We start from the raw sequence: 20,228 nt of genomic DNA, 5'->3' as shown, positions 1-20,228 counted from the left end.
AACCGCCCTGGGAGCCCGGCCTAGCCGAGGCGCTTCAGCTGGGCGGCAATGAGCTGCCGGGCATCCACACCCTGCGTCTGGGCGGCGAAGCTGATGCCCAGGCGGTGAGCCAGAACAGGCTCGGCCAGCACACGGACATCTTCCATCGAGGGGGAGAGACGGCCATGCAGCATGGCCCGTGCCCGGCTGGCAATCATCAGGGCCTGGGCAGCACGGGGGCCGGGGCCGTAATCCAGTGACTGACGGACCTCGGCACTGGCTGTTTCATCCTGTGGCCGCAGGCCCCGGACAATGGTCAGGATGGCTTCCACGACCGTTTCCCCGACCGGCAGCGTGCGGACGAGTTTCTGGGTGGCCAGAAGCTCTGCGGTGGAAAAGATGCGTTCAGCCTTCCGTTTCGTGGCCCCTGTGGTCTGGAGCAGCATCCGGCGCTCGGCCTCCCGTGCCGGAAAATCCAGCGGAATACGCATCATGAAACGGTCAAGCTGGGCTTCTGGCAGGGGGTAGGTTCCTTCCTGCTCGATGGGGTTCTGGGTGGCCAGAACATGAAATGGCTTGGGCAGGGGCCATGTTTTGCCACCCTGCGTGACGTGCCCCTCCGCCATGGCCTGAAGCAGGGCGGACTGGGTGCGGGGGCTGGCGCGGTTGATCTCGTCCGCCAGCACCAGCTGCCCGAAGAGGGGGCCGGGCAGGAAGCGGAAATGGCGCCTGCCCTGCTCATCCTGCTCCAGGATTTCTGCCCCGGTGATGTCGGAGGGCATGAGGTCTGGCGTGAACTGGATGCGGCTGTCTTCCAACCCCAGAACATGGGCGCAGGTATTGACCAGCAGCGTCTTCCCCAGCCCCGGCGCCCCGAGCAGCAGCGCATGCCCCCCCCCCAGCAGGGTTGTGAGGACATGTTCGATGACCGTTTCCTGCCCGAGGACGATTCGGCCAATTTCCTGTACGAGCGTTTTCAGCCTGGGGGCCAGCCCATCAAAGGCACGGACCGTGTCATCATGGTGGAACGCCCTGTCCTGGGGGGAGGATGTCGGGCCGGAGGCAGAAGGATGCTGGGTCATTACAGATTCGGAAACAGAGGGTAGGGGGGTTTTAACAGGCCGGGATCATTCCCAACTCTGGGGCAGGCGGTAAGCTACCATGTAAGAGGCCCTTTTAAAAAGAGAGGGTCGCAGGAAAGTGGCACACCATCATGCAGGTCCATCGTGATGGAAGGACGGAAAGGGAGGAGATCATGAGCATCAAGCCTTATGAGAGACCGGTGCCCCCGCTGGAGGGGCCGGATGAGGCCGTGATGTCCGAGGACGAGATGGTCCTGCACCTGCCTTTCCATATCCGGCGGGACGGGACATGGCTGTACCGGGGGACGCCCATCCGGCGCAAGGCCATGCTCTGCCTGTTCGCCTCCTGCCTCGACCGGGACCGCCAGGGACGTTACTGGCTGCGGACGCCGACCGAGGCTGGCGTCATACAGGTGGATGACGTTCCCTTTCTGGCGGTGGAGCTGGATTTCAGAGGCTGTTCGGAAAAGACGCAGACATTGTGCCTGCGGACCAATCTGGATGAGGTCTTCTGTGTGGATGCGGAGCATCCCCTTCTGTGTGACTGGGACCGCCCGGCTGATGGAGCGACCGTGCCCTACATCCACATGAGGACCGGAGCAGGAGGGAAGCCCATTCTGGCCCGCATCAGCCGGGCGGTCCTTTTCGAGCTGGCGGCTCTGGCCGTTCCGGGCTGCGTGGGGGGTGAACCCTGCATGGGAGTCTGGAGCCACGGGATGTTCTTCCCGCTGTCCCGCCTGCCGGATGAGACCGTGGACGACCTTGAGGAGCTGTGCGTGTGACCATCAGGACACCATCTCCGGCCGCCCTTCTGGCAGCCCTGTCCGATGTGCCCGGTCACGCCGGGCTGGCCCGTATCTGGCAGGCCCTGCCGGAGGCCCGGCTGGTGGGAGGCTGCGTGCGGGACCTGCTCTGTAGTCGCGACGTGCATGATCTTGACCTGGCCAGCCCGGTTCCACCGGAAGAAGCCCAGCGGCGGCTGGAAGAGGTCGGTGCCAGGGTGATACCGACCGGCCTTGAGCATGGAACCATCACGGCGGTGATTGACCATCACCCTTATGAAATCACCACCCTGCGGCGTGATGTCAGTACCGATGGCCGCCATGCTGTCGTCGCCTGGACGGATGACTGGGAGGAAGATGCGCAGCGGCGGGACTTCACGATCAACGCCATGTCGCTGGATCAGGATGGGCAGCTGCATGATTATTTCGGCGGACTGGATGATCTCCGGGCCGGGAAGGTACGGTTTGTCGGGCAGGCGGCACGGCGCATCGAGGAGGATGCCCTGCGGTGCCTGCGGTTTTTCCGCTTTTTTGCCCGTTATGGCCGTGGCGAACCGGATGGCGAGGCCTGTCAGGCCATCATCCGCCTGCGGGAGACGATGACCCGTCTTTCAGTCGAGCGTGTGGCGATGGAGCTGCTGAAAATCCTGTCAGGCCCGCAGCTTCTGCGAACGCTGGAACTGATGGAGGAAACGGGCACCCTTGCCGTGCTGCTGCCGCATCATGCGCCCCTGTCTGGTCTGGGGCGTCTTCTGGCCTGTGGTGATCCTGCCGAGCCGCTGCATCGTCTTGCCGTTCTGTATCCACCCGGCGGAGGGGACGGGCAGGGCATGGCGGATGTCGGTGCCCATCTGAAACTCTCCAATGAGAGCCGGGACATGCTGGCCGCTTTTGCCAGATTCGGGCCGGAACTGGCGGTCACGCTGGATGATGACGGTATCCGGCGGGTTCTTTTCCAGCAGGACAGGTCCATCCTGCTGCTGCGAAGCTGGCTGGTGCAGGCGCAGGAGCTGGGACGGCCTGATGGGAGCTGGAATGAGTTGCGGCACCGGCTGGAAACCGTGGAGCAGCCCGTTTTCCATCTGGCGGGGCGGGACCTGATTGCTCTGGGTGTGAAACCGGGGCCGGAAATGGGGCGGTGGCTGAAACAGACGCAGCACTGGTGGCTCACACAGGGTTGCCGTCCCGATGCCGGGGCATGTCGGGACTGGGTGAGCCACCAGCTTTCCCCTTCCTGAGGGGGCTGCTAGAAGGTCTGCATGACAAAGCAGACAGGCAGGCACCCTGCGGACAGGGCAGCGTATGAGGCAACCTTCCCCCTGATGCGGAGGCTCTGGCGGGAGGACATTGCCCGGCACCGGCTCATGCTGCTGGCCGTGTTCGTGCTGACGGTCGTCATGGCCCTGCTGACGGCGGCCTATCCGCTTGTCATCAAGCGGGCGATCGACATGTTCACGGCACATGATCCCCGCATCCTGTATCAGATTCCCCTGCTGGTTGTGGTCGTGACGGGGGCCAAGGCTCTGGCCCAGTATGGGCAGAATGTCTGCGTGCAGGCACTGGTCCTTCAGGTCGTGCGGCGTCTTCAGGAACGCATGTTCACCCATGCCCTGAAGGCGGATGTGGCCCGGATTGAAAGAGAGGCTCCCGCCCGCTGGGCGGCACGCTTCACCACGGATGCCCTCGCCATGAGGGAAGCCCTGACACGTTCGGTCAATGCGCTGGGGGACGTCATCACCATCATCGGGCTTGTCGCCTCCATGATCTGGACGGACTGGGAACTGAGCCTGATTGCGGTCGTGCTGTATCCCCTGGCCATCATTCCCGTGCAGAAGCTCGGGCGGCGGGTGCGCCGGGCCTCCGGCGGGATGCAGGAGCAGGTCGGGGAAGCCTCGGCCCTGCTGACGGAAAGCTTCTTCCTGTCCCGGCAGATACGCATCTACCGGATGGAGGAGCATGAGCATCACCGCATCGGTTCGGCTCTCGACAGGCTGCATGACATGTTCTTCCGTATTGCCAGCAACCGTGCCCGTCTGGACCCGATGCTGGAGGTCATCGGTGGTGTGGCGATCGCTTTCGTGCTGGGGTTTGCGGGCTGGCGTGCCGCCACGGGCGGGGCCACGCTGGGGGACTTCACGGCCTTCATTGCCGCCCTGTTTGCGGCCTCACGTCCTCTGCGTGCCCTGGGGTCGCTCAACACCTCCATGCAGGAAGGACTGGCCGGGCTGGGACGCATTTTTGCCGTGATTGATGAACCGGCCAGCGTGCAGGAACAGCCGGAGGCCCGGCCCCTGCCGGAAGGGCCGGGGCACCTTGTGTTCAGGGATGTATCCTATCGTTTTCAGGATGGGCATCATGCCCTGAAAAATATATCTCTGGATGTGAGGCCGGGGCAGAGCGTGGCTCTGGTCGGGCCGAGCGGGGCAGGGAAATCTACCATGCTGGCCCTGATCCCCCGTCTTTTTGACGTGACGGAAGGGACGATCACGCTGGAGGGGGTGGACATACGGTCCCTCACGCTGGCCAGCCTGCGGGATCATCTGGCCTATGTCAGTCAGGAAACGGCCCTGTTCGACATGAGCGTGCGGGAGAACATCCATCTTGGCCGTCCTTCTGCGACACGGGAGGAGGTGGAGGCACTCTGCCGGATGGCGGCACTGGATTTCGTGCATGATCTGCCGGAAGGGCTGGAAACCATCATCGGTCCCGGTGGGCAGAGGCTCTCGGGTGGACAGAGGCAGCGCATCATGCTGGCCCGTGCCCTGCTGCGTAACCCCCGCCTGCTGCTGCTGGATGAGGCCACGAGTGCGCTGGATTCAGAAAACGAGGCCCGTGTGCAGGAGGCTCTGGCCCAGCTCCGGCAGGGACGGACGACGCTCATCGTGGCGCATCGGCTTTCCACCGTACAGAGTGCCGATCACATCGTGGTTCTGGATCAGGGCCAGATTGTCGAGACGGGCACCCATGCCCAGCTCATGGCCAGGGCCGGACTTTACGCCCGGCTGGTGAAGGCTCAGGCTCTGGACGCCGCCCGGTAGATGGCAAGAATGTCGGGCAGGAGCCGTTCGTAGACGTCCTTCTTGAAGCCCAGATTGTACCTGCCGCTCAGGACATCCTCCGGCGGCACCCAACGCCATGTGGTGAACTCGATTTCCTCAAACGTGTCCAACCTGATGTCGCTGTCCTGGCCGGTGAAGCGGAAGAGGAACCACTGCTGTTTCTGCCCCCGATACTTCCCGTGCAGGGCCTTGCCGATAAGGTGGTCCGGCAGGTCGTAGAGAAACCAGCCATCCCGCTTACCGATCATGGTGGCGTTGTTTGTGCCAATCTCTTCTTTCATTTCCCGCCAGACGGCCTGTTCCGGCTCTTCGCCCTCATCAATGCCGCCCTGCGGAAACTGCCAGATGTCCCCCGGCAGGTCCGCACGGCGGGCCATGAAGATTTCGCCTTTCCCATTGAAGAGGACGATGCCGACATTGGGGCGGTAGGCCAGTGTTTCACGCAGGGACATGGGCTTATTTCTTCGTCTTTGCTGCACTGTCGTCCTTGGCCTCATCAGGGGCCGTGTCGTGGGACTGTGGCGGCAGTTGTGGATGGGCGAGCAGGGCGGCCTCATGGGCTGCATCAGCCCCGCCAGTCTGGGCATTGATGAAATGCAGGGCCTGTTGGAGCTGGAAGTCCGTTTCCGGCTTCGTGGGGTCGAAGGCAGGCCATTTGGCAGGGGGCAGACGTTCCACGGTCTTGGCGAAAGCGGGCAGGTCCGTCCGTGGGGCCTCCTTGGGCAGTTTGCCATCCGTGTTGGTGATGGTGTGGGCGAGGTCGGCCTCATGGTATGTAAAGAGGCTGTCATCATCCCGGCTGGCCAGAACAGGCACATCTGGCGTGATGCCCAGCCCCTGGATGGACCGGCCCGACGGCGTGTAATAACGGGCGGTTGTCAGCCGGATGGCCCCCTGGTCGGCAATGGGGATGATCGTCTGGACGGACCCCTTGCCGAAGGTCCGGTCTCCCATGATGATGGCCCGGCGATGGTCCTTCAGCGCACCGGCCACGATCTCGCTGGCAGAGGCCGAGCCGGCGTTGGTCAGGACGATGATGGGCAGGCCGTGGGTGATGTCCTTGCCGACACCATCCCAATGCTGGTTGCCCTCGGGGTGGCGGCCACGGATGGAGACGATCTCTCCATCCTTGATGAAGTCACGGGCCACGGCGATGGCCTGGTCCAGCTTCCCGCCGGGGTCGGAGCGGAGGTCCAGCACGAGGCCGTTCAGTGTCTTGCCGGGCGTCTTGGCGACGGACTGGACCAGCTTGCCGTAAGCCTTGCGCATCTCCTTTTCCAGCGAATCATCAAATTCACTCAGGCGGATATAGCCCGTCTGCCCATAGAGGGCGGAACGGACGATCTGCACATGGATGATCTCCCGTATCAGGGTCAGGTTCTGCTGCTTGCCAGTTTTTGGGCGCAGGATGGTCAGGGTGATCTGCGTTCCCGGCTTGCCCCGCATCTTGCGGACGGCCTGATCCAGCGTGAGGTTGGCGATGCTCTTGTTGTCCACCATGGTGATGACATCGCCGGACTGGATGCCCGCTTTGGCGGCCGGTGTGCCATCAATGGGGGAGACGACCCGTACATGCCCGGCATCGCCCTGCACCTGTAGCCCAAGCCCACCAAACTGGCCGGACATCTCATCCTGCATGTCCTTGAGCTGCTGGGCATCCATGAAGGAAGAGTGAGGGTCCAGATTGCTGATCATTCCGTCAATGGCATTGCGGATGAGCTTCTTGTTGGGAAGGGGAGAGACATATTCCGAATGGGCAATGTCCATCACCGTGCCCAGCAGTGTCAGCATACGGACGGTTTCAGCATTGTTGCTGTCGCTGCTGTTGGCCGGCGTGTTGCTGTCCTTGTGTGTGATCTCCTGCGCCCAGGCGGGGGGGACGAGTGACGGGCGACTGGCAAAAAAGGCACCAGAGGCAACACCCATGGCTGAACAGGCAAGACCCAGCATAAGGCCAGTGCGGAAGTTCATGGTCGGTCTATTCCTTAACATTTAGAAGACAGGCGGTTCGCTGCGATCAATATGAGAGGGCCCTGGCCCGGAGACATGATGGAGGCAGCTTACAGTGTTTTCGGCACGGGTGAAACTCCCGGCAGGACTCAGCATGGCCTCAGAAGAAATGGGCCGGATCCATGAGCTTTGTTCCCTGCCGCAGCTGTACGAAGAGGAGAGGGTCCCGGGTGGGCATCTGGCCGATCACGCCCCCTTGCTGGACGGACTGGCCGCTCTGTAGCTGGAGCGTGCCAAGACCGGCCAGAACAAGTCGCTGTTTCTGCCCGCAGTCCAGAATCACCATGGGGCCGAAGGAGCGGAAGGCCCCGCTGAAGAGCAGGCGGCCCGTGCAGGGGGCGGTCACAGGGGCGGAAGGAGCCGTCTGGTAGGTCAGCCCCGTGGCGGGGCCAGCCTCGGTAGGCTGTGCCCAGCGTGTGACGATGCGCCCCTGCACAGGGGCCCGTGCAGAGCCCCGCATCAGCCCTTTGCCGGGGTTGAAGCTGCGGTCCTGCTGCTCCACTTCCTGTTCCTTGTGGCGCTGGTGCAGCTTGTGGAACCGGGCCTTCTGGGCCCGCAGGCGGCGGCGTGTTTCAGCTTCCTGCCGGGCCAGGACGGTGATGATGGCTGTTAGGGCCTCCGTGCTCTGGCGGGCCTGTGTCAGTAGAGCCTGCTGCTTCAGCAGGGTCTGCTGGGCCTGTTCCGATTTTATGGCCGCCTGCTCGGCCCGGCTTTCTGCCTCGTTCTGGCTGGTCTGGAGGCGGGTTTCCTGTGCTGTGATGGTACGGCTCTGGTCTGTCAGCCGCATCTGCTCTCTCTGGAGATGGGTCTGCCGCTGGATGTTGTCTGCCATGGCGTCCCGGTTCTGCTGGTGGCGCAGGGCGAGAAGGGCAAAAGGAACTGCAGGGCTGATGGCTGGATTGTCTGGTGGCATAAGAAGGGCGAGTTCTGGCGTGGTGTTCATCTGCTGGAGGGCAGGAAGACGTGTGGCTTCATCCAGAAGAATGGTGTTTTCTTCGGCTTTCAGCTGGTCATTGCCCGTACTGAGCTGGTCCAGCTGAGCTGAAACCTTTGTGAGGTGACGTTCCACGAGCATGTGCTGCCGGGCCAGTCTGGCCTGCTTCTGGCGCAGGCGGGCCAGCTGACGGGCACTGAGATGCGCCTGGGCTTCAGCCTTGCGGGTTTCTTCTTCCTTCTGCTGGAGCAGCTGGGCTTTCTGGGCCAGAAGCTGCTGAAGATTCCGCCGTGCAGCCCGTGCCTTGCGGATGCCAGCCTCCGTGGTGGGAATGGGCGTGTTTGATCCCCACAGAGTACCGGCCTGGTCTGGGGCGGCATGGGCCTGATGCTGGTCGGCAAGGCAGGTCAGCAACAGGCAAGGCAGCAGCCAGCAGAGGGCGAGGGATGTGCTGGTGCGTTTCGGGAGCATGAGCCTGCCTGGGAATCCCTTTCCGGGTGGGATGGTATGGGGCTTGAAAAACACATCTGACAGCATGAGATCAGTCAGGCAGGAATGAGTGACAGGGACATGCGGGACAGATGCGATGATCGGTTTTCGTGTGTCTTTTGTGGCGGAGAATTGGCTGTCTGTCCAGCCGGAGGGGCGGGATGGTGCCCCGGAGAGGAGTGGAGATGAAAGACCAGACATCTGAAAAAGCACCCGTCTGTGGCTGTGGGCCGCTCAGTGAAGCGCAGAAGCATGTCCTGCATGGTCATGGGACCGAGCCGCCGGGTTCCAGCCCGCTGAATGGTGAGAAACGGCCCGGTCATTACGACTGTGCCGCCTGCGGGAAGAGGCTGTTCAGCTCGACGGCGAAATATGAGAGCGGATCAGGCTGGCCGTCTTTCTTCCGGGCTGTGCCCGGGGCGGTGGGCGAGCGTGAGGACCGCAGTCTCGGCATGGTGCGGGTGGAGATACATTGCGCAGGCTGTCATGGTCATCTGGGGCATGTCTTCCCTGATGGCCCCCCGCCCACGGGGCTGCGTTACTGCACCAATGGTCTGGCCCTTCATTTCGTCCCGGACGAAGAGGGAGCCTGAACGGAAAAAGGGGGTGGCCCCGTTTCACACGGGCAGGACCACTCCCTTCTGCTTCAGAGGACGTTCCGGGGGTCAGTCCCGTTCGACGTGGTAATGGCGGGAGAGTTCCCGCTCGATTTCCAAGGCATGTTCCGTGTCACGGGCTTCGATCATCACCACCAGCTCTGCCGTCTGCACGGAAGGGGCGGCGAAGAGGCGGTGATGGGAGACCTCGATGATGTTGCCACCATAGCTGCCAATCTTCTCGGAGATGGCGGCCAGCAGGCCGGGGCGGTCGGGAATCTGGAAGATCAGCCGCAGGATGCGTCCTTCTCTCAGCAGGGAGCGGAGGATGACATGGGCAAGGATGCGGGCATTGATGTTGCCGCCGGAGATGGGAAAGCCCACCTTCTTGCCCCTGAAGAGGTCATGATTGGCCAGAATGGCGGCCAGTGGCGTGGCTCCGGCCCCTTCGCCCACCTGACGGGCCTTCTCGGCCAGCGTCGTGATGGCACTTTCGACCTGGAGTTCGTTGACGACGAACACGCCATCAAGGTTCCTGCCAATGACATCCAAGCAGTGATGGCCCGGCTGGACGACGGCGATGCCCTCGGCAATGGTTGACCCGCCGGGAACGGAGCGGAGCGGTTCAGGATAGGCTCCCAGTGGGGAATAGCCCTCCACCTGCACGCCATAGAGCTTCGTCTTCGGGCTGAGTTCTTTCAGTACCGTGACGAAACCGGCCATGAGGCCACCTCCACCGATCGGCACCACGATGGCATCCAGATCGGGCGCATCCTCGATCATTTCCAGAGCGCAGGTGCCCTGTCCGGCGATGACGGCAGGATCATTGAAGGGGTGGATGAGGGTCTGGCCTTCTTCCTGACGGATTTTTTCGGCCGTTTTCACGGCCTCGTCGAAATTCTCGCCCGCCAGAACGACCCGGGCCCCCCAGCTCTGGGTGGCGGCCACCTTGGTGGCGGGGGTGAAACGGGGCATGACGATGGTAGCTTCCACGCCCAGAAGGCTGGCCTGCCGCCCCACGCCCTGGGCATGGTTGCCTGCCGAGACGGTGATGACACCCCGTTTGCGTTCCTCGGGCGTGAGCAGGGCCATGCGGTTGGCCGCTCCACGCTCCTTGAAGGAGCCAATGGCCTGAAGATTTTCCAGCTTGATGATAATCTCTGCTTCCGTCAGCCGGGAAAGGGCCACATTGCTGATCGTGGGTGTGCGGGCAATGGTGGCGGCAATGCGCTTCTGGGCGTCTTTGACGTCGTTGAAGGTCAGGCTGGTCTTGGAAGCAGAGTCCGGCATTATCTGTAGATCACTTTCAGAACTTCATAGGTACGGTCTCCGCCCGGTGCCGGGACGGAAACGCTGTCCCCAGCTTCCTTCCCGATGAGGGCTTTGGCAAGGGGGGAGGAGATGGAAATGCGGTGCTGCTTGATGTCAGCTTCGTGAGCGCCGACGATCTGGTAGGTGCTTTCCTTGTCGGTTTCCTCATCCACCAGCTCGACCGTGGCACCGAACTGGATGCGGCTGCCGGAGAGGGTCGTGGGGTCGATCACCTCGGCCGTGGAGATCAGGCTCTCCAGCTCCAGCACCCGCCCCTCGATGAAGGACTGACGCTCCCGGGCGGCGTGGTATTCCGCATTCTCGGAGAGGTCCCCGTGGGAGCGGGCTTCTGCAATGGCCCGGATGACGGCGGGGCGTTCCTCTGATTTGAGCTGGCGCAGCTCATCCTCAAGGCGTTTCAGTCCTTGGGCGGTCATGGGGCTTTTCTGCATGGAGGGAATCCTCGCACTGGTACAAAGAGATGAATGGCACACCGCCCCGCCCCCTTCCACATGGAGCGGAAAAGGGCGGGGCGGCATACGCTGTGGCGGACAGGATAACCAGCACGCCATGCGTGCTGCAAGCCTTCTCTTAGAAGGCGCCGTGGAAATAGGATTGCAGCGGCGCCACATCCGGCTCCTTCTGCTTCAGGACAGAGATGGCATAGGTTGCTGCCCGGGCGCCGGCGATGGTCGTGTAATGGGGCACGTTCATTGTCAGGGCGGAGCGGCGGATGTCAAAGCTGTCCCGGGCGGACTGGCCACCCTGGGCGGTGTTGATGACCATTTGCACCTCGTTGGAGTGGATGGCATCCACACAGTGTGGGCGACCTTCCAGCACCTTGTTGACACGGGTGACCGGAATACCGGCTTCCTTGAGCCGGTCCGCCGTGCCACGGGTGGCAAGAATGGTGAAGCCCATCTCCACCAGCTTGCGGGCCAGTGGCTGCACATGGGCCTTGTCGCTCTCCCGGACGGAGAGGAAGACGGTGCCTGTCCGGGGGAGTTTCACGCCTGCGGCCAGCTGGGATTTGGCAAAGGCCATCTCGAAGTTGGCATCCAGCCCCATTACCTCACCAGTGGAGCGCATTTCCGGCCCGAGGATCGTATCAACGCCGGAGAAGCGGTTGAAGGGGAAGACCGCTTCCTTGACGGCCACATGCGGGGCGACGGACCGGCCTTCCAGCGGGAACTCGGACAGTCTGGCTCCGGCCATGATCCGGGCCCCGATCTTGGCGACCGGCACACCTGTGGCCTTGGCCACGAAAGGCACCGTGCGGGAGGCACGGGGATTGACCTCCAGAACGAACACCTCGTCATCCTTGATGGCGAACTGCACGTTCATCAGTCCACGGATGCCCAGCTCACGGGCCATGGCTTCGGTCTGGGCCTTCAGCTCCGTCACCAGAGCCGGGGAGAGCGTGTAGGGCGGCAGGGAGCAGGCAGAGTCGCCAGAGTGGATTCCGGCTTCCTCGATATGCTCCATCACCCCGGCGACATAGACATCATGACCATCGGCAATGCAGTCCACGTCGGCCTCGATGGCCTCATTCAGGTAGTGATCCAGCAGGACCGGCCCGGTGGAGACATCCTCACCGGCGGCACGCAGGACGGTGTTGAGGTAATGGGAAAGACCGGCCCTGTCATAGACGATCTCCATTGCACGGCCACCCAGCACGTAGGAGGGACGGGCCACGACCGGATAGCCGACTTCCTCGGCGATCTTCAGGGCCTCGTCGGGGGTGCGGGCGATGCCGTTGCGGGGCTGGCGCAGGCCCAGCTTGCGCAGCATGGCCTGGAAGCGTTCCCGGTCCTCGGCACGGTCGATGGCATCGGCCGGGGTGCCCAGCAGGGTGATGCCCGCTTCCTCCAGCGCACGGGAGAGCTTCAGCGGGGTCTGCCCACCATACTGCACGATGCAGCCCAGAACGGTGCCGTTCGTCATCTCCTTCTTCACGAGGCTGATGACGTCCTCGGCCGTCAGCGGCTCGAAATAGAGACGGTCGGACGTGTCATAGTCCGTGGAGACGGTTTCCGGGTTGCAGTTGACCATGATCGTCTCGAAACCGGCCTCACGCAGGGCGTAGGCGGCATGGACGCAGCAGTAGTCGAACTCGATGCCCTGACCGATCCGGTTGGGGCCACCGCCGAGGATGACGATTTTCTGTTTGTCCGTCGGGCGGCTCTCACAGTCCGGGATGCCGAAGCCCCCTTCATAGGTGGAATACAGATACGGCGTGTCAGAAGAGAACTCGGCTGCACAGGTGTCGATCCGGCGATAGACGGGCAGCACGTCCAGCTTCGTGCGCAGGGCGACGACGTCCTTCACGCTTTTGCCGCTCAGGCGGGCAAGCTGCTGGTCGGAGAAGCCCTGGGCCTTGATCTGGCGCAGGCTGATGGCGTCATCCGGCAGGCCGTTCGCTTCGATCTCACGTTCCGTCGCAATGATGCCTTCCAGCTGGCGGAGGAACCACGGCTCGAAATGGCAGGCTTCCTGAATGTCCTCCAGTGAGAGACCGGCCCGGAAGGCCTGGGCGGCCATGAGGATGCGCTCCGGCCGTGGCTCGGAGAGGGCGGCACGGTAGGCATCCGGGGAGCCATCGCCGGGGGCCTCCACAGGGTCCAGACCTGTCAGGCCCGTCTCCATGGAGCGCAGGCCCTTCTGAAGGGATTCGGCGAAGCTGCGGCCCACGGCCATCGCCTCACCGACGGATTTCATGGAGGTGGAGAGCAGGGCCGGCGTGCTGGGGAATTTCTCGAAGGTGAAGCGGGGAATCTTCGTGACGACATAGTCGATTGTCGGCTCGAAGCTGGCCGGGATGGTGCCGGTGATGTCGTTCGTCAGCTCATCCAGAGTGTAGCCCACGGCCAGCTTGGCGGCGATCTTGGCGATCGGGAAGCCGGTAGCCTTGGAGGCCAGGGCGGAGGAGCGGGACACGCGGGGGTTCATCTCGATGACGACCATGCGGCCATCCTTCGGATTCACGCCGAACTGCACGTTGGAACCACCCGTCTCCACGCCGATGGCCCGCAGGCAGGCGATGGAGACATCACGCATCCGCTGGTATTCCTTGTCCGTCAGCGTCATGGCCGGGGCCACGGTGATGGAATCCCCGGTATGGACGCCCATCGGGTCGATGTTCTCGATGGAGCAGACGATGATGCAGTTGTCCGCCACGTCACGGACCACTTCCATCTCGTACTCTTTCCAGCCGATGACGGATTCTTCGATCAGCACCTCGGTGGTGGGGGAGGCATCCAGCCCGCTGGCCACGATCTGGGAGAATTCCTCCCGGTTATAGGCGATACCACCGCCGGAGCCGCCCATGGTGAAGGACGGACGGATGATGGCGGGCAGGCCGATATGCTCCAGGGCCGTGCGGGCCTCGTCCAGCGTGTGGGCGATGGCACTGCGGGGGCTTTCCACGCCGATGGCATCCATGGCCTCACGGAACTTCAGGCGGTCCTCGGCACGGTCGATCACGTCAGCCCGTGCGCCGATCAGCTCCACGCCGTGCCTGGTGAGGAAGCCGGACTTGTCCAGCGCCATGGCGGCATTCAGGGCTGTCTGGCCACCCATGGTCGGCAGGACGGCGTCGGGCTTCTCCTTGAGGATGATGCGCTCGACAAATTCCGGCGTGATGGGCTCGATGTAGGTGGCATCAGCCAGACCGGGGTCGGTCATGATGGTGGCCGGGTTGGAGTTCAGGAGGATGACACGGTAGCCTTCCTCTTTCAGGGCCTTGCAGGCCTGTGCGCCGGAATAGTCGAACTCGCAGGCCTGCCCGATGACGATGGGGCCAGCACCGATGATGAGGATGGAGCGGATATCTGTGCGTTTGGGCATGGGTCAGGCTCCTGCCTTGCTGGTTGTGCGGGCTGCGGCGCGGCGGTCCATCACGGCGACAAACCGCTCGAAGAGGTAGAAACTGTCGGTCGGGCCGGGGCTGGCTTCCGGATGGTACTGGACGGAGAAGGCTTCCTTCACGGTGGAGGCCAGTCCTTCGTTCGAGCCGTCAAACAGGCTGACATGCGTCACCCTGACGGTATCGGGCAGGGACTTCTCATCCACGGCGAAGCCGTGATTCTGGCTGGTGATTTCCACCCGGCCCGTCGTGAGGTCCTTCACCGGCTGGTTGGCCCCACGGTGGCCACGGTCCAGCTTGTAGGTTGTGCCGCCCAGTGCCCGGGCCAGAAGCTGGTGGCCGAGGCAGATGCCGAAGACCGGAATGTCCGCCTCCATGACGGCCTGGATGGCCGGGACAGCATAGACGGCCGTGGCGGCGGGGTCGGCCGGACCGTTGGAGAGGAAGACGCCTTCCGGCTTCAGGGCGAGGATCTCTTCACCCGTGGCGGTGCCGGGGAGGACATGCACCTCACAGCCAGCGGCAACGAGACTGCGGAGGATGTTGTCTTTTGCTCCGTAATCCAGAGCCACGACACGGCGTTTCACGGCCCGCTCGGGGCGGGTGTTGTGCCATGTGGTTTTCGTCCAGCTGCGGGCGGGCTGGGCAACCTCCTTCACGAGGTCCATCCCTTCCAGACCGGGCCATTCTGCGGCCTTCTGGCGCAGGGCGGCGAGGTCGAAGCGGCCATCTTTCGGGTAGAAAAGCAGGGCGTTCTGCGGCCCCTTGTCCCGCAGCAGGCGGGTGATGCCCCGTGTATCCACACCGCTGATGCCGGCCCGCCCGTGGGCTTTCAGCCAGTCCTGCAGTGGCTGGATGGACCGCCAGCTGGCCGGGGCGGTGACATCTTCTTTCACCACGAGGCCGAGGGCCGCCATGGTGGGGGCCTCGTCATCATCCCCGTTGGTGCCGACATTGCCGATATGGGGGAAGGTGAAGGTGATGATCTGTCCGGCGAAGGAAGGGTCTGTCAGTGTTTCCTGATAGCCCGTCATGCCGGTGGAGAAGCAGAGCTCGCCTGCGGCACCGTCATTGAAGGCCCCGAAACCACGGCCCCAGAAATGGGAGCCATCCGCCAGCACGAGGACGGCCGTTGCGCCTTTGGGGGGCATGTCATCGGTAGGGTGGGTCATGGCGGATGTCTCCTCTGACGTCTCGTTCAGGTCGGCCAGGGTGATCCCCGGCACATGAAGCAGGGCAGGCCAGTGTTTTGTGGGTATCATACCAGCCTGCCGCCACTTGCGCACGGCCTCGGTGCTGACACCGGTAAGCTGGGCGATTTCAGCCGCACCGCCTGCTTTCTTGATGAGTGAATCGACGTTCATCTGTCTGCTGCTCTGCCTCGTGCCCTGTCTGTTCTGAACCCGGATGGGCCTGTCCCTTCATAGGGCAGCCAGAGCGTGATGGGAAGTTTTTTCCCATATGGAGGGAGGGTGCCGGAATACAAGCAATGGTGGGAAGTTTTTTCCCGCATCTGTGACTGCTCCCTGTGGACTCCTGCAATATCGACAGGATAGTGCAGGGCTGGTACCTCTTACGCTCCTTTATGGAACTTATAAACTCATCATTAAGAGAGAGAACCATCATGTCACTCCGTACCCGTATCATGGATGATCTCAAGGCAGCCATGAAGGCCGGTCAGTCTGACCGTGTGGCGCAGATCCGTGCCATTTCCGCAAAGATCAAGGACCTTGATGTCGCTGCCCGGGCCAAGAGTGGGGAGGTGAGTGAGGATGATATCCTTTTGGCCCTGCGTTCCATGATCAAGACACGCACGGAGTCTGCGGCCATGTACCATCAGGGCAACCGGCCCGAACTGGCCGCTAAGGAAGAGGCGGAAATCGAGACCATCCGCAACTATCTCCCGGCGGAACTGTCCGAAGATGCCCTGAAAGAAGCCATTGCCGAGGCCGTGAAGGAAACAGGTGCCGAGGGCATGAAGGACATGGGCAAGGTGATGGGTGTGCTGAAAGGTCGCTTCGGTGCGGCACTGGATGCCGGACGGGCCAGCGGTCTCGTCAAGGCCCATCTTGGCTGACGGTTTTTCCGCTTTGCGGACCGGAGTGTGAAAACCCCGCCTGATGAAACAGGAGGGGTTTTCGTGTCAGTGGTAGGAGTGGGAGGCTTCGTTGTTCTTGTGGGCCCGGACACAGGCCAGAACGCCGCTGACGGAGAGCAGGAAGGCAGCAGCTTCCCATATGGTGGGCAGGCGCTGCTCCCAGAGGAAGCCGTAGATCAGCGAGAAGAGCGTTTCGAACAGGATCATCTGCCCGACCATCGTCAGGGGCAGAAGATGGGTCATGCGGTTCCAGAACGCATTGGCGATGGTGGAGGAGAACAGCCCCACACCGCAGGAAATGAGGATGAAGCGTGTCCAGCCGGTCGTGGGCAGGTGCGCCGGCCAGAAGAAGGCGGCTGGCAGGAGAATGACCAGCGACAGGATACCGGCCATGACGCCCGTCAGCAGGTTCCATTCATCGCTCGTGATGTGATCCAGCTTTTTCAGCCAGTCAGAGTTGATGACATTGAACAGTGTCCAGCCCAGCAGGGACCCGATGGCCATCAGCAGGCCGACGGCCTGTAACAGCGGGCCGGTATGATGCAGGGCGGAGCCGACAAAGAAATTCTGCCAGGAGATGCAGAGGATGCCCGCCGTGCTGAGCAGGATGGACGGGATGAGCTGGCGGAATGTGACAACGGCATTATGGCGACAGATGCCAGCCAGTGTCACCGTGACGGGGATGAAGCCGATGATGAGGGATGGCATGGCTACGCCGCTCAGCTGGATGGCCACGCCCATCATGCTATAATAGCCCACGCTGCCCAGTATGGCGAGAAGTACGAGCGCCCGGAATGCCTTGAAGGTAAGGTGTGGCAGCAGCGTTTTCAGGCGTGGGAGAAGGATGAGAAGGGAGACGATCCCGAAGGTCAGATAGCGCAGCGTTGCCAGCTGAAAAGGCGTGAACGGGGCGACAAGCTCCGGGGCGAGAAATGTTATCCCCCAGAATGCTCCCGCCATGGCACCATAAGCGGTGCCCATGAGGATGGAACGTGTCATGCAGGCTCATTCTTGAATTGTTAATTATGCGATATGGGCCTGTGTTGTAGGTAATGGTGCCTGCGTCAAGAGGGAAGAGTGTTCAGTCGTGCTTCGCCGGACCATGGGCACGGACGCAGGAGATGACCCCACTGATGGCCAGAACGATGGCGCAGGCCTCCAGAGGCCGGGGAAAACGCTGCTCCCAGAGGAAGCCGTAGAACAGGGAGAAGAGCGTCTCGAACAGGATCATCTGCCCGACCATCGTCAGGGGCAGCAGGCGTGTCATGCTGTTCCAGAACGCATTGGCCACGACCGAGGCCAGCAGGCCCATCCCGCAGGCAACCATGAGGAAATGCGCCCAGCCCGTGGCGGGCAGATGCTGCGGCAGCAGGAAGGCCAGAGGCAGCATGAGCAGGGCGAGAGCCCCGGTGACGAGGCCTGTCAGCAGGTTCCAGTCATTGTGGGTGATGTGGTCAAGCCGCCGTAGCCAGTTGGCGTTCTTGACGACAAAGCCTGTCCAGCTGAGCAGGGCACAGGCCGCCATGAGCAGCCCGGCCAGCTGGACCCAGAGGCCGCCCTGATGCTGGGGAGAGGCATTGTGAAAATTCTGCCAGGCGATGCAGACAATGCCGCCTGCACTGAGCAGCATGGAAGGGACAAGCTGGCGGACATGCAGGGTGGAATCATGCCGCAGTGCTCCCACGAGGGTCACCGTGACAGGGATGAAACCGACGATCAGCGAGGGCATGGCTACGCCACAGAGCTGCACGGCCGTGCTGAGCAGGCTGTAATAGATGATGTTGCCCATCAGGCTGAGCCCCAGCAGGCCCCACCATTCGGCAGCACCCAGATGGGGAAGGAGTGTCTTCAGCTTCGGGGCGAGCAGCAGCAGGGCGATGACCCCATAGGTGACGAACCGGACAGACGCGAGCTGCAATGGTGCGAAGGGGCCGATCAGCTCCGGAGCGAGGAGGGACAGTCCCCACAATGCTCCTGCTGCGGCGCCGCAGGCAATGCCGGTGAAGGTGGAACGTGTCATGAAAAGGCCCGCTCTCTGCTCTGGAATGGAGGGTGTGACCTGTCGTGTGTTGAAGTTTGGGGCTCTTTCGTCAAGGGGGAATCGGGAGCATCTTCCTTTTTGGGGGGGAGAGTGTCACAGTGTGTGCATGGCCATAGACACTGCGTTTCTTGATGAACTGCGCCAGCGGACATCCCTTACATCCCTGTTCGGCCGGCGGAACAAGCTGGTCCGGTCCGGCCGGAACTGGAAAGTCTGCTGCCCCTTTCATGGGGAAAAGACGCCTTCGCTTTACATCTATGATGATCACTATCACTGCTTTGGCTGTGGCGCACATGGTGATGCGATCAGCTACATCATGCAGAGTGAGGGGGCCGGGTTCCGTGAGGCTGTCGAGCGGCTTGCGTCGGAAGCCGGGATGGAGGTTCCGGCTGATGACCCGCGGCAGGTCGAGAAGGCCCGTGTCCGGCAGACCCTGCATGATGTCATGGATGAGGTCCAGGCCATCTATCGCAGCAGGCTCTACCAGCCGGAAGGTCGTGCCGGGCTGGATTACCTGCAGAAGCGTGGCCTGAGTGAAGAGACGCTGGAGCGTTTCGGGCTCGGCTGGTCTGGTGACGGGCGCTCCCTGCTGAAGGCGCTGGAAGGGAAAAACATTACAGCGGCGACGCTGGTTCAGGTCGGGCTGATGCGGACCGATGAAAATGGGCATCCCAAGGGCGAGCTGTTCTTCAACCGGGTCATGTTTCCGATCCGGGACAGGAAGGGGCGGATCATCTCTTTCGGCGGGCGTGTTCTGGGGGATGGCCAGCCCAAATATCTGAATGGGCCAGAGACAGAAATCTTTTCCAAAAGACGGACACTCTTCAATATCGATCTGGCACGGCAGGCCATCCACAAGGGCGCAAAGGCCGTGGTGGTGGAAGGGTACATGGATGTCATTGCCATGGCTCAGGCAGGTTTTGCCGGGGCTGTGGCGCCATTGGGTACGGCTCTGGGCGATGAGCAGCTGGAACTGCTCTGGCGGATGACGGACACGCCCATCATCTGTTTTGATGGTGATGGCGCCGGGCAGCGTGCGGCCCTGCGGTCCTGTGAGGTTGCCCTGCCATTGCTGAAGGTCGGGCGCAGCCTGCGGTTCTGTCGTCTGGATGGTGGAGATGACCCTGATTCCCTTCTCCGGCGGGAGGGCGTACAGGGCATGGAGCGCCGTCTTGCGGCTGCCCGCCCGATGGAAGAAGAGCTGTTCGGCCTGCTGACAGCGCAGGAGCGTGACCCGACGCCCGAGCGGCGGGCGGCCTTGCGGGAGAAACTCAATGCCCTGGCCCGGATGATTCCGGACAAGGTGCTGGCTGGTGAATATCGCAGCACGTTGAACGATATGTTCTTCGCCCGCTATCGCCGTCAGAAGCCGGGATGGGGGAGGCGTGGGCAGCAGGACAGCATGACCGCCTCTGTCATTCCGGTCTCAGCGGAGCGCACCGTAGAGGAGGGCAGTGGTGAACGGCTGAACATTCTCACGGCCATCCTGCTCCAGCATCCGGACATATTGCCGGGTATTGACCGGGAATATAATGCGCTGGCCCTGTCGGGCTCTCTCGCCGACATCCGTACGGCCCTGTTGAGCTGGGCTGATGAATGTACCGGTGCCCTGACGGCGGAAAGCTGCCGGGAGTGGATGGCCGGGCAGGGGCTGGCAGATGCGGTGGCAGCACTGTGCAGCAGTTCCATGCCCCGGCAGGTGCGGGTGGAGGATGGTGAGGACCGCATGCAGGCGGTCATGAAGCTCTGGTGGCATTTCTATGCGCTGGAAAATCTCAGGACACTTCAGGAAACAGTGGAAGAAGAGGTGCGCCAGACAGTGGAGCAGCTTCTGAATTCTTCCTCCGAATCGGATGAGGCAACGAAGCGGACATTACTGGCGGCGATGCAGGCCAAGCAGAACGTGCTGTTTGCCCTCCGCCGGGGAGAAAGCCCGCAGCTGGAGCCGGAAGACGGCTGAAGTGGCGGATGGACGTTGAGCC

The 20,228-nt window shown here is 62.6% G+C and carries 16 protein-coding genes; 6 read left to right on the top strand and 10 right to left on the bottom strand.

Translation table 11 applies throughout. The annotated features are described in order from the left end of the window. Positions 1 to 20: 20 nt before the first annotated feature. Positions 21 to 1,061, bottom strand: a complete 1,041-nt coding sequence (locus tag J8Z04_RS07575) for an AAA family ATPase (protein ID WP_052348866.1) — start codon at positions 1,059 to 1,061, stop codon at positions 21 to 23. Positions 1,062 to 1,294: 233 nt separating this feature from the next. Between J8Z04_RS07575 and J8Z04_RS07570 the strand changes: the two genes are divergently transcribed. The 3 genes from J8Z04_RS07570 to J8Z04_RS07560 are packed head-to-tail and all read left to right on the top strand — an operon-like array spanning position 1,295 to position 4,881. Then, positions 1,295 to 1,843 (top strand): DUF1285 domain-containing protein, encoded by a 549-nt coding sequence (locus tag J8Z04_RS07570; protein WP_232086381.1) that lies wholly within the window; start codon positions 1,295 to 1,297, stop codon positions 1,841 to 1,843. Next, positions 1,840 to 3,081: a CCA tRNA nucleotidyltransferase gene (locus tag J8Z04_RS07565; RefSeq protein WP_332067162.1), complete on the top strand. Its 1,242-nt coding sequence runs from the start codon at positions 1,840 to 1,842 to the stop codon at positions 3,079 to 3,081. Before J8Z04_RS07570 ends, J8Z04_RS07565 begins: the two co-directional genes overlap by 4 nt. Before the next feature lie 21 nt (positions 3,082 to 3,102). Further along, positions 3,103 to 4,881, top strand: a complete 1,779-nt coding sequence (locus tag J8Z04_RS07560; protein ID WP_232086373.1) for an ABC transporter ATP-binding protein — start codon at positions 3,103 to 3,105, stop codon at positions 4,879 to 4,881. On the opposite strand, the gene J8Z04_RS07555 is transcribed toward J8Z04_RS07560, so the two are convergent. The 3 genes from J8Z04_RS07555 to J8Z04_RS07545 all read right to left on the bottom strand — a co-directional run bounded on the left by J8Z04_RS07555 (position 4,857) and on the right by J8Z04_RS07545 (position 8,317). Then, positions 4,857 to 5,354 (bottom strand): RNA pyrophosphohydrolase, encoded by a 498-nt coding sequence (locus J8Z04_RS07555; RefSeq protein WP_043557878.1) that lies wholly within the window; start codon positions 5,352 to 5,354, stop codon positions 4,857 to 4,859. The genes J8Z04_RS07560 and J8Z04_RS07555 overlap by 25 nt on opposite strands. 4 nt (positions 5,355 to 5,358) lie before the next feature. After that, positions 5,359 to 6,873 carry a S41 family peptidase gene (locus J8Z04_RS07550; protein ID WP_192848454.1) on the bottom strand — a complete coding sequence of 505 codons (1,515 nt, stop codon included), beginning with the start codon at positions 6,871 to 6,873 and terminating at the stop codon, positions 5,359 to 5,361. 139 nt (positions 6,874 to 7,012) lie between these two features. After that, positions 7,013 to 8,317, bottom strand: a complete 1,305-nt coding sequence (locus tag J8Z04_RS07545) for a murein hydrolase activator EnvC family protein (protein ID WP_192848455.1) — start codon at positions 8,315 to 8,317, stop codon at positions 7,013 to 7,015. Positions 8,318 to 8,520: 203 nt separating this feature from the next. Here J8Z04_RS07545 and msrB point away from each other — a divergent pair, with 203 nt between their 5' ends. Further along, a complete protein-coding gene (msrB, locus tag J8Z04_RS07540) occupies positions 8,521 to 8,928 on the top strand; it encodes a peptide-methionine (R)-S-oxide reductase MsrB (protein WP_081562869.1) in 408 nt (135 codons plus the stop codon). A gap of 72 nt (positions 8,929 to 9,000) precedes the next feature. Here msrB and J8Z04_RS07535 read toward each other — a convergent pair whose 3' ends face one another. From J8Z04_RS07535 to carA, 4 genes are all read right to left on the bottom strand, one after another. Continuing rightward, complete coding sequence (locus J8Z04_RS07535; RefSeq protein WP_043557881.1) at positions 9,001 to 10,221, bottom strand: threonine ammonia-lyase; 1,221 nt, start codon at positions 10,219 to 10,221, stop codon at positions 9,001 to 9,003. Beyond that, positions 10,221 to 10,694 carry a transcription elongation factor GreA gene (greA, locus tag J8Z04_RS07530; RefSeq protein WP_154981251.1) on the bottom strand — a complete coding sequence of 158 codons (474 nt, stop codon included), beginning with the start codon at positions 10,692 to 10,694 and terminating at the stop codon, positions 10,221 to 10,223. The genes J8Z04_RS07535 and greA overlap by 1 nt, the downstream gene beginning before the upstream one ends. A 139-nt stretch (positions 10,695 to 10,833) precedes the next feature. Continuing rightward, positions 10,834 to 14,088, bottom strand: coding sequence for a carbamoyl-phosphate synthase large subunit (gene carB, locus J8Z04_RS07525; RefSeq protein ID WP_081562870.1), 3,255 nt, complete (start codon positions 14,086 to 14,088; stop codon positions 10,834 to 10,836). A gap of 3 nt (positions 14,089 to 14,091) precedes the next feature. Continuing rightward, positions 14,092 to 15,471, bottom strand: coding sequence for a glutamine-hydrolyzing carbamoyl-phosphate synthase small subunit (gene carA, locus J8Z04_RS07520; RefSeq protein WP_086431254.1), 1,380 nt, complete (start codon positions 15,469 to 15,471; stop codon positions 14,092 to 14,094). A 260-nt stretch (positions 15,472 to 15,731) separates the two neighbouring features. On the opposite strand from carA, the gene J8Z04_RS07515 reads away from it, so the two are divergent. Then, positions 15,732 to 16,184, top strand: a complete 453-nt coding sequence (locus tag J8Z04_RS07515) for a GatB/YqeY domain-containing protein (RefSeq protein WP_043557888.1) — start codon at positions 15,732 to 15,734, stop codon at positions 16,182 to 16,184. A gap of 66 nt (positions 16,185 to 16,250) precedes the next feature. Here the strand turns inward: J8Z04_RS07515 and J8Z04_RS07510 are convergent, their stop codons facing one another. Beyond that, positions 16,251 to 17,204: a DMT family transporter gene (locus tag J8Z04_RS07510; RefSeq protein ID WP_081562871.1), complete on the bottom strand. Its 954-nt coding sequence runs from the start codon at positions 17,202 to 17,204 to the stop codon at positions 16,251 to 16,253. Between the two features lie 82 nt (positions 17,205 to 17,286). Next, positions 17,287 to 18,225: a DMT family transporter gene (locus J8Z04_RS07505; RefSeq protein ID WP_192848456.1), complete on the bottom strand. Its 939-nt coding sequence runs from the start codon at positions 18,223 to 18,225 to the stop codon at positions 17,287 to 17,289. A gap of 127 nt (positions 18,226 to 18,352) precedes the next feature. Between J8Z04_RS07505 and dnaG the strand changes: the two genes are divergently transcribed. Further along, the gene (gene dnaG / locus J8Z04_RS07500; RefSeq protein ID WP_192848457.1) at positions 18,353 to 20,206 is read left to right on the top strand and encodes a DNA primase; all 1,854 of its coding nucleotides are present in this window, start codon (positions 18,353 to 18,355) and stop codon (positions 20,204 to 20,206) included. Positions 20,207 to 20,228 lie beyond the last annotated feature (22 nt).

Origin of the sequence: Bombella apis (genome assembly GCF_018221685.1) — a bacterium.
Taxonomy (GTDB): Bacteria; Pseudomonadota; Alphaproteobacteria; order Acetobacterales; family Acetobacteraceae; genus Bombella; species Bombella apis.
The sequence above is the reverse complement of the archived record's forward strand: the minus strand, read 5'-3'. Positions and strand labels throughout refer to the sequence as shown.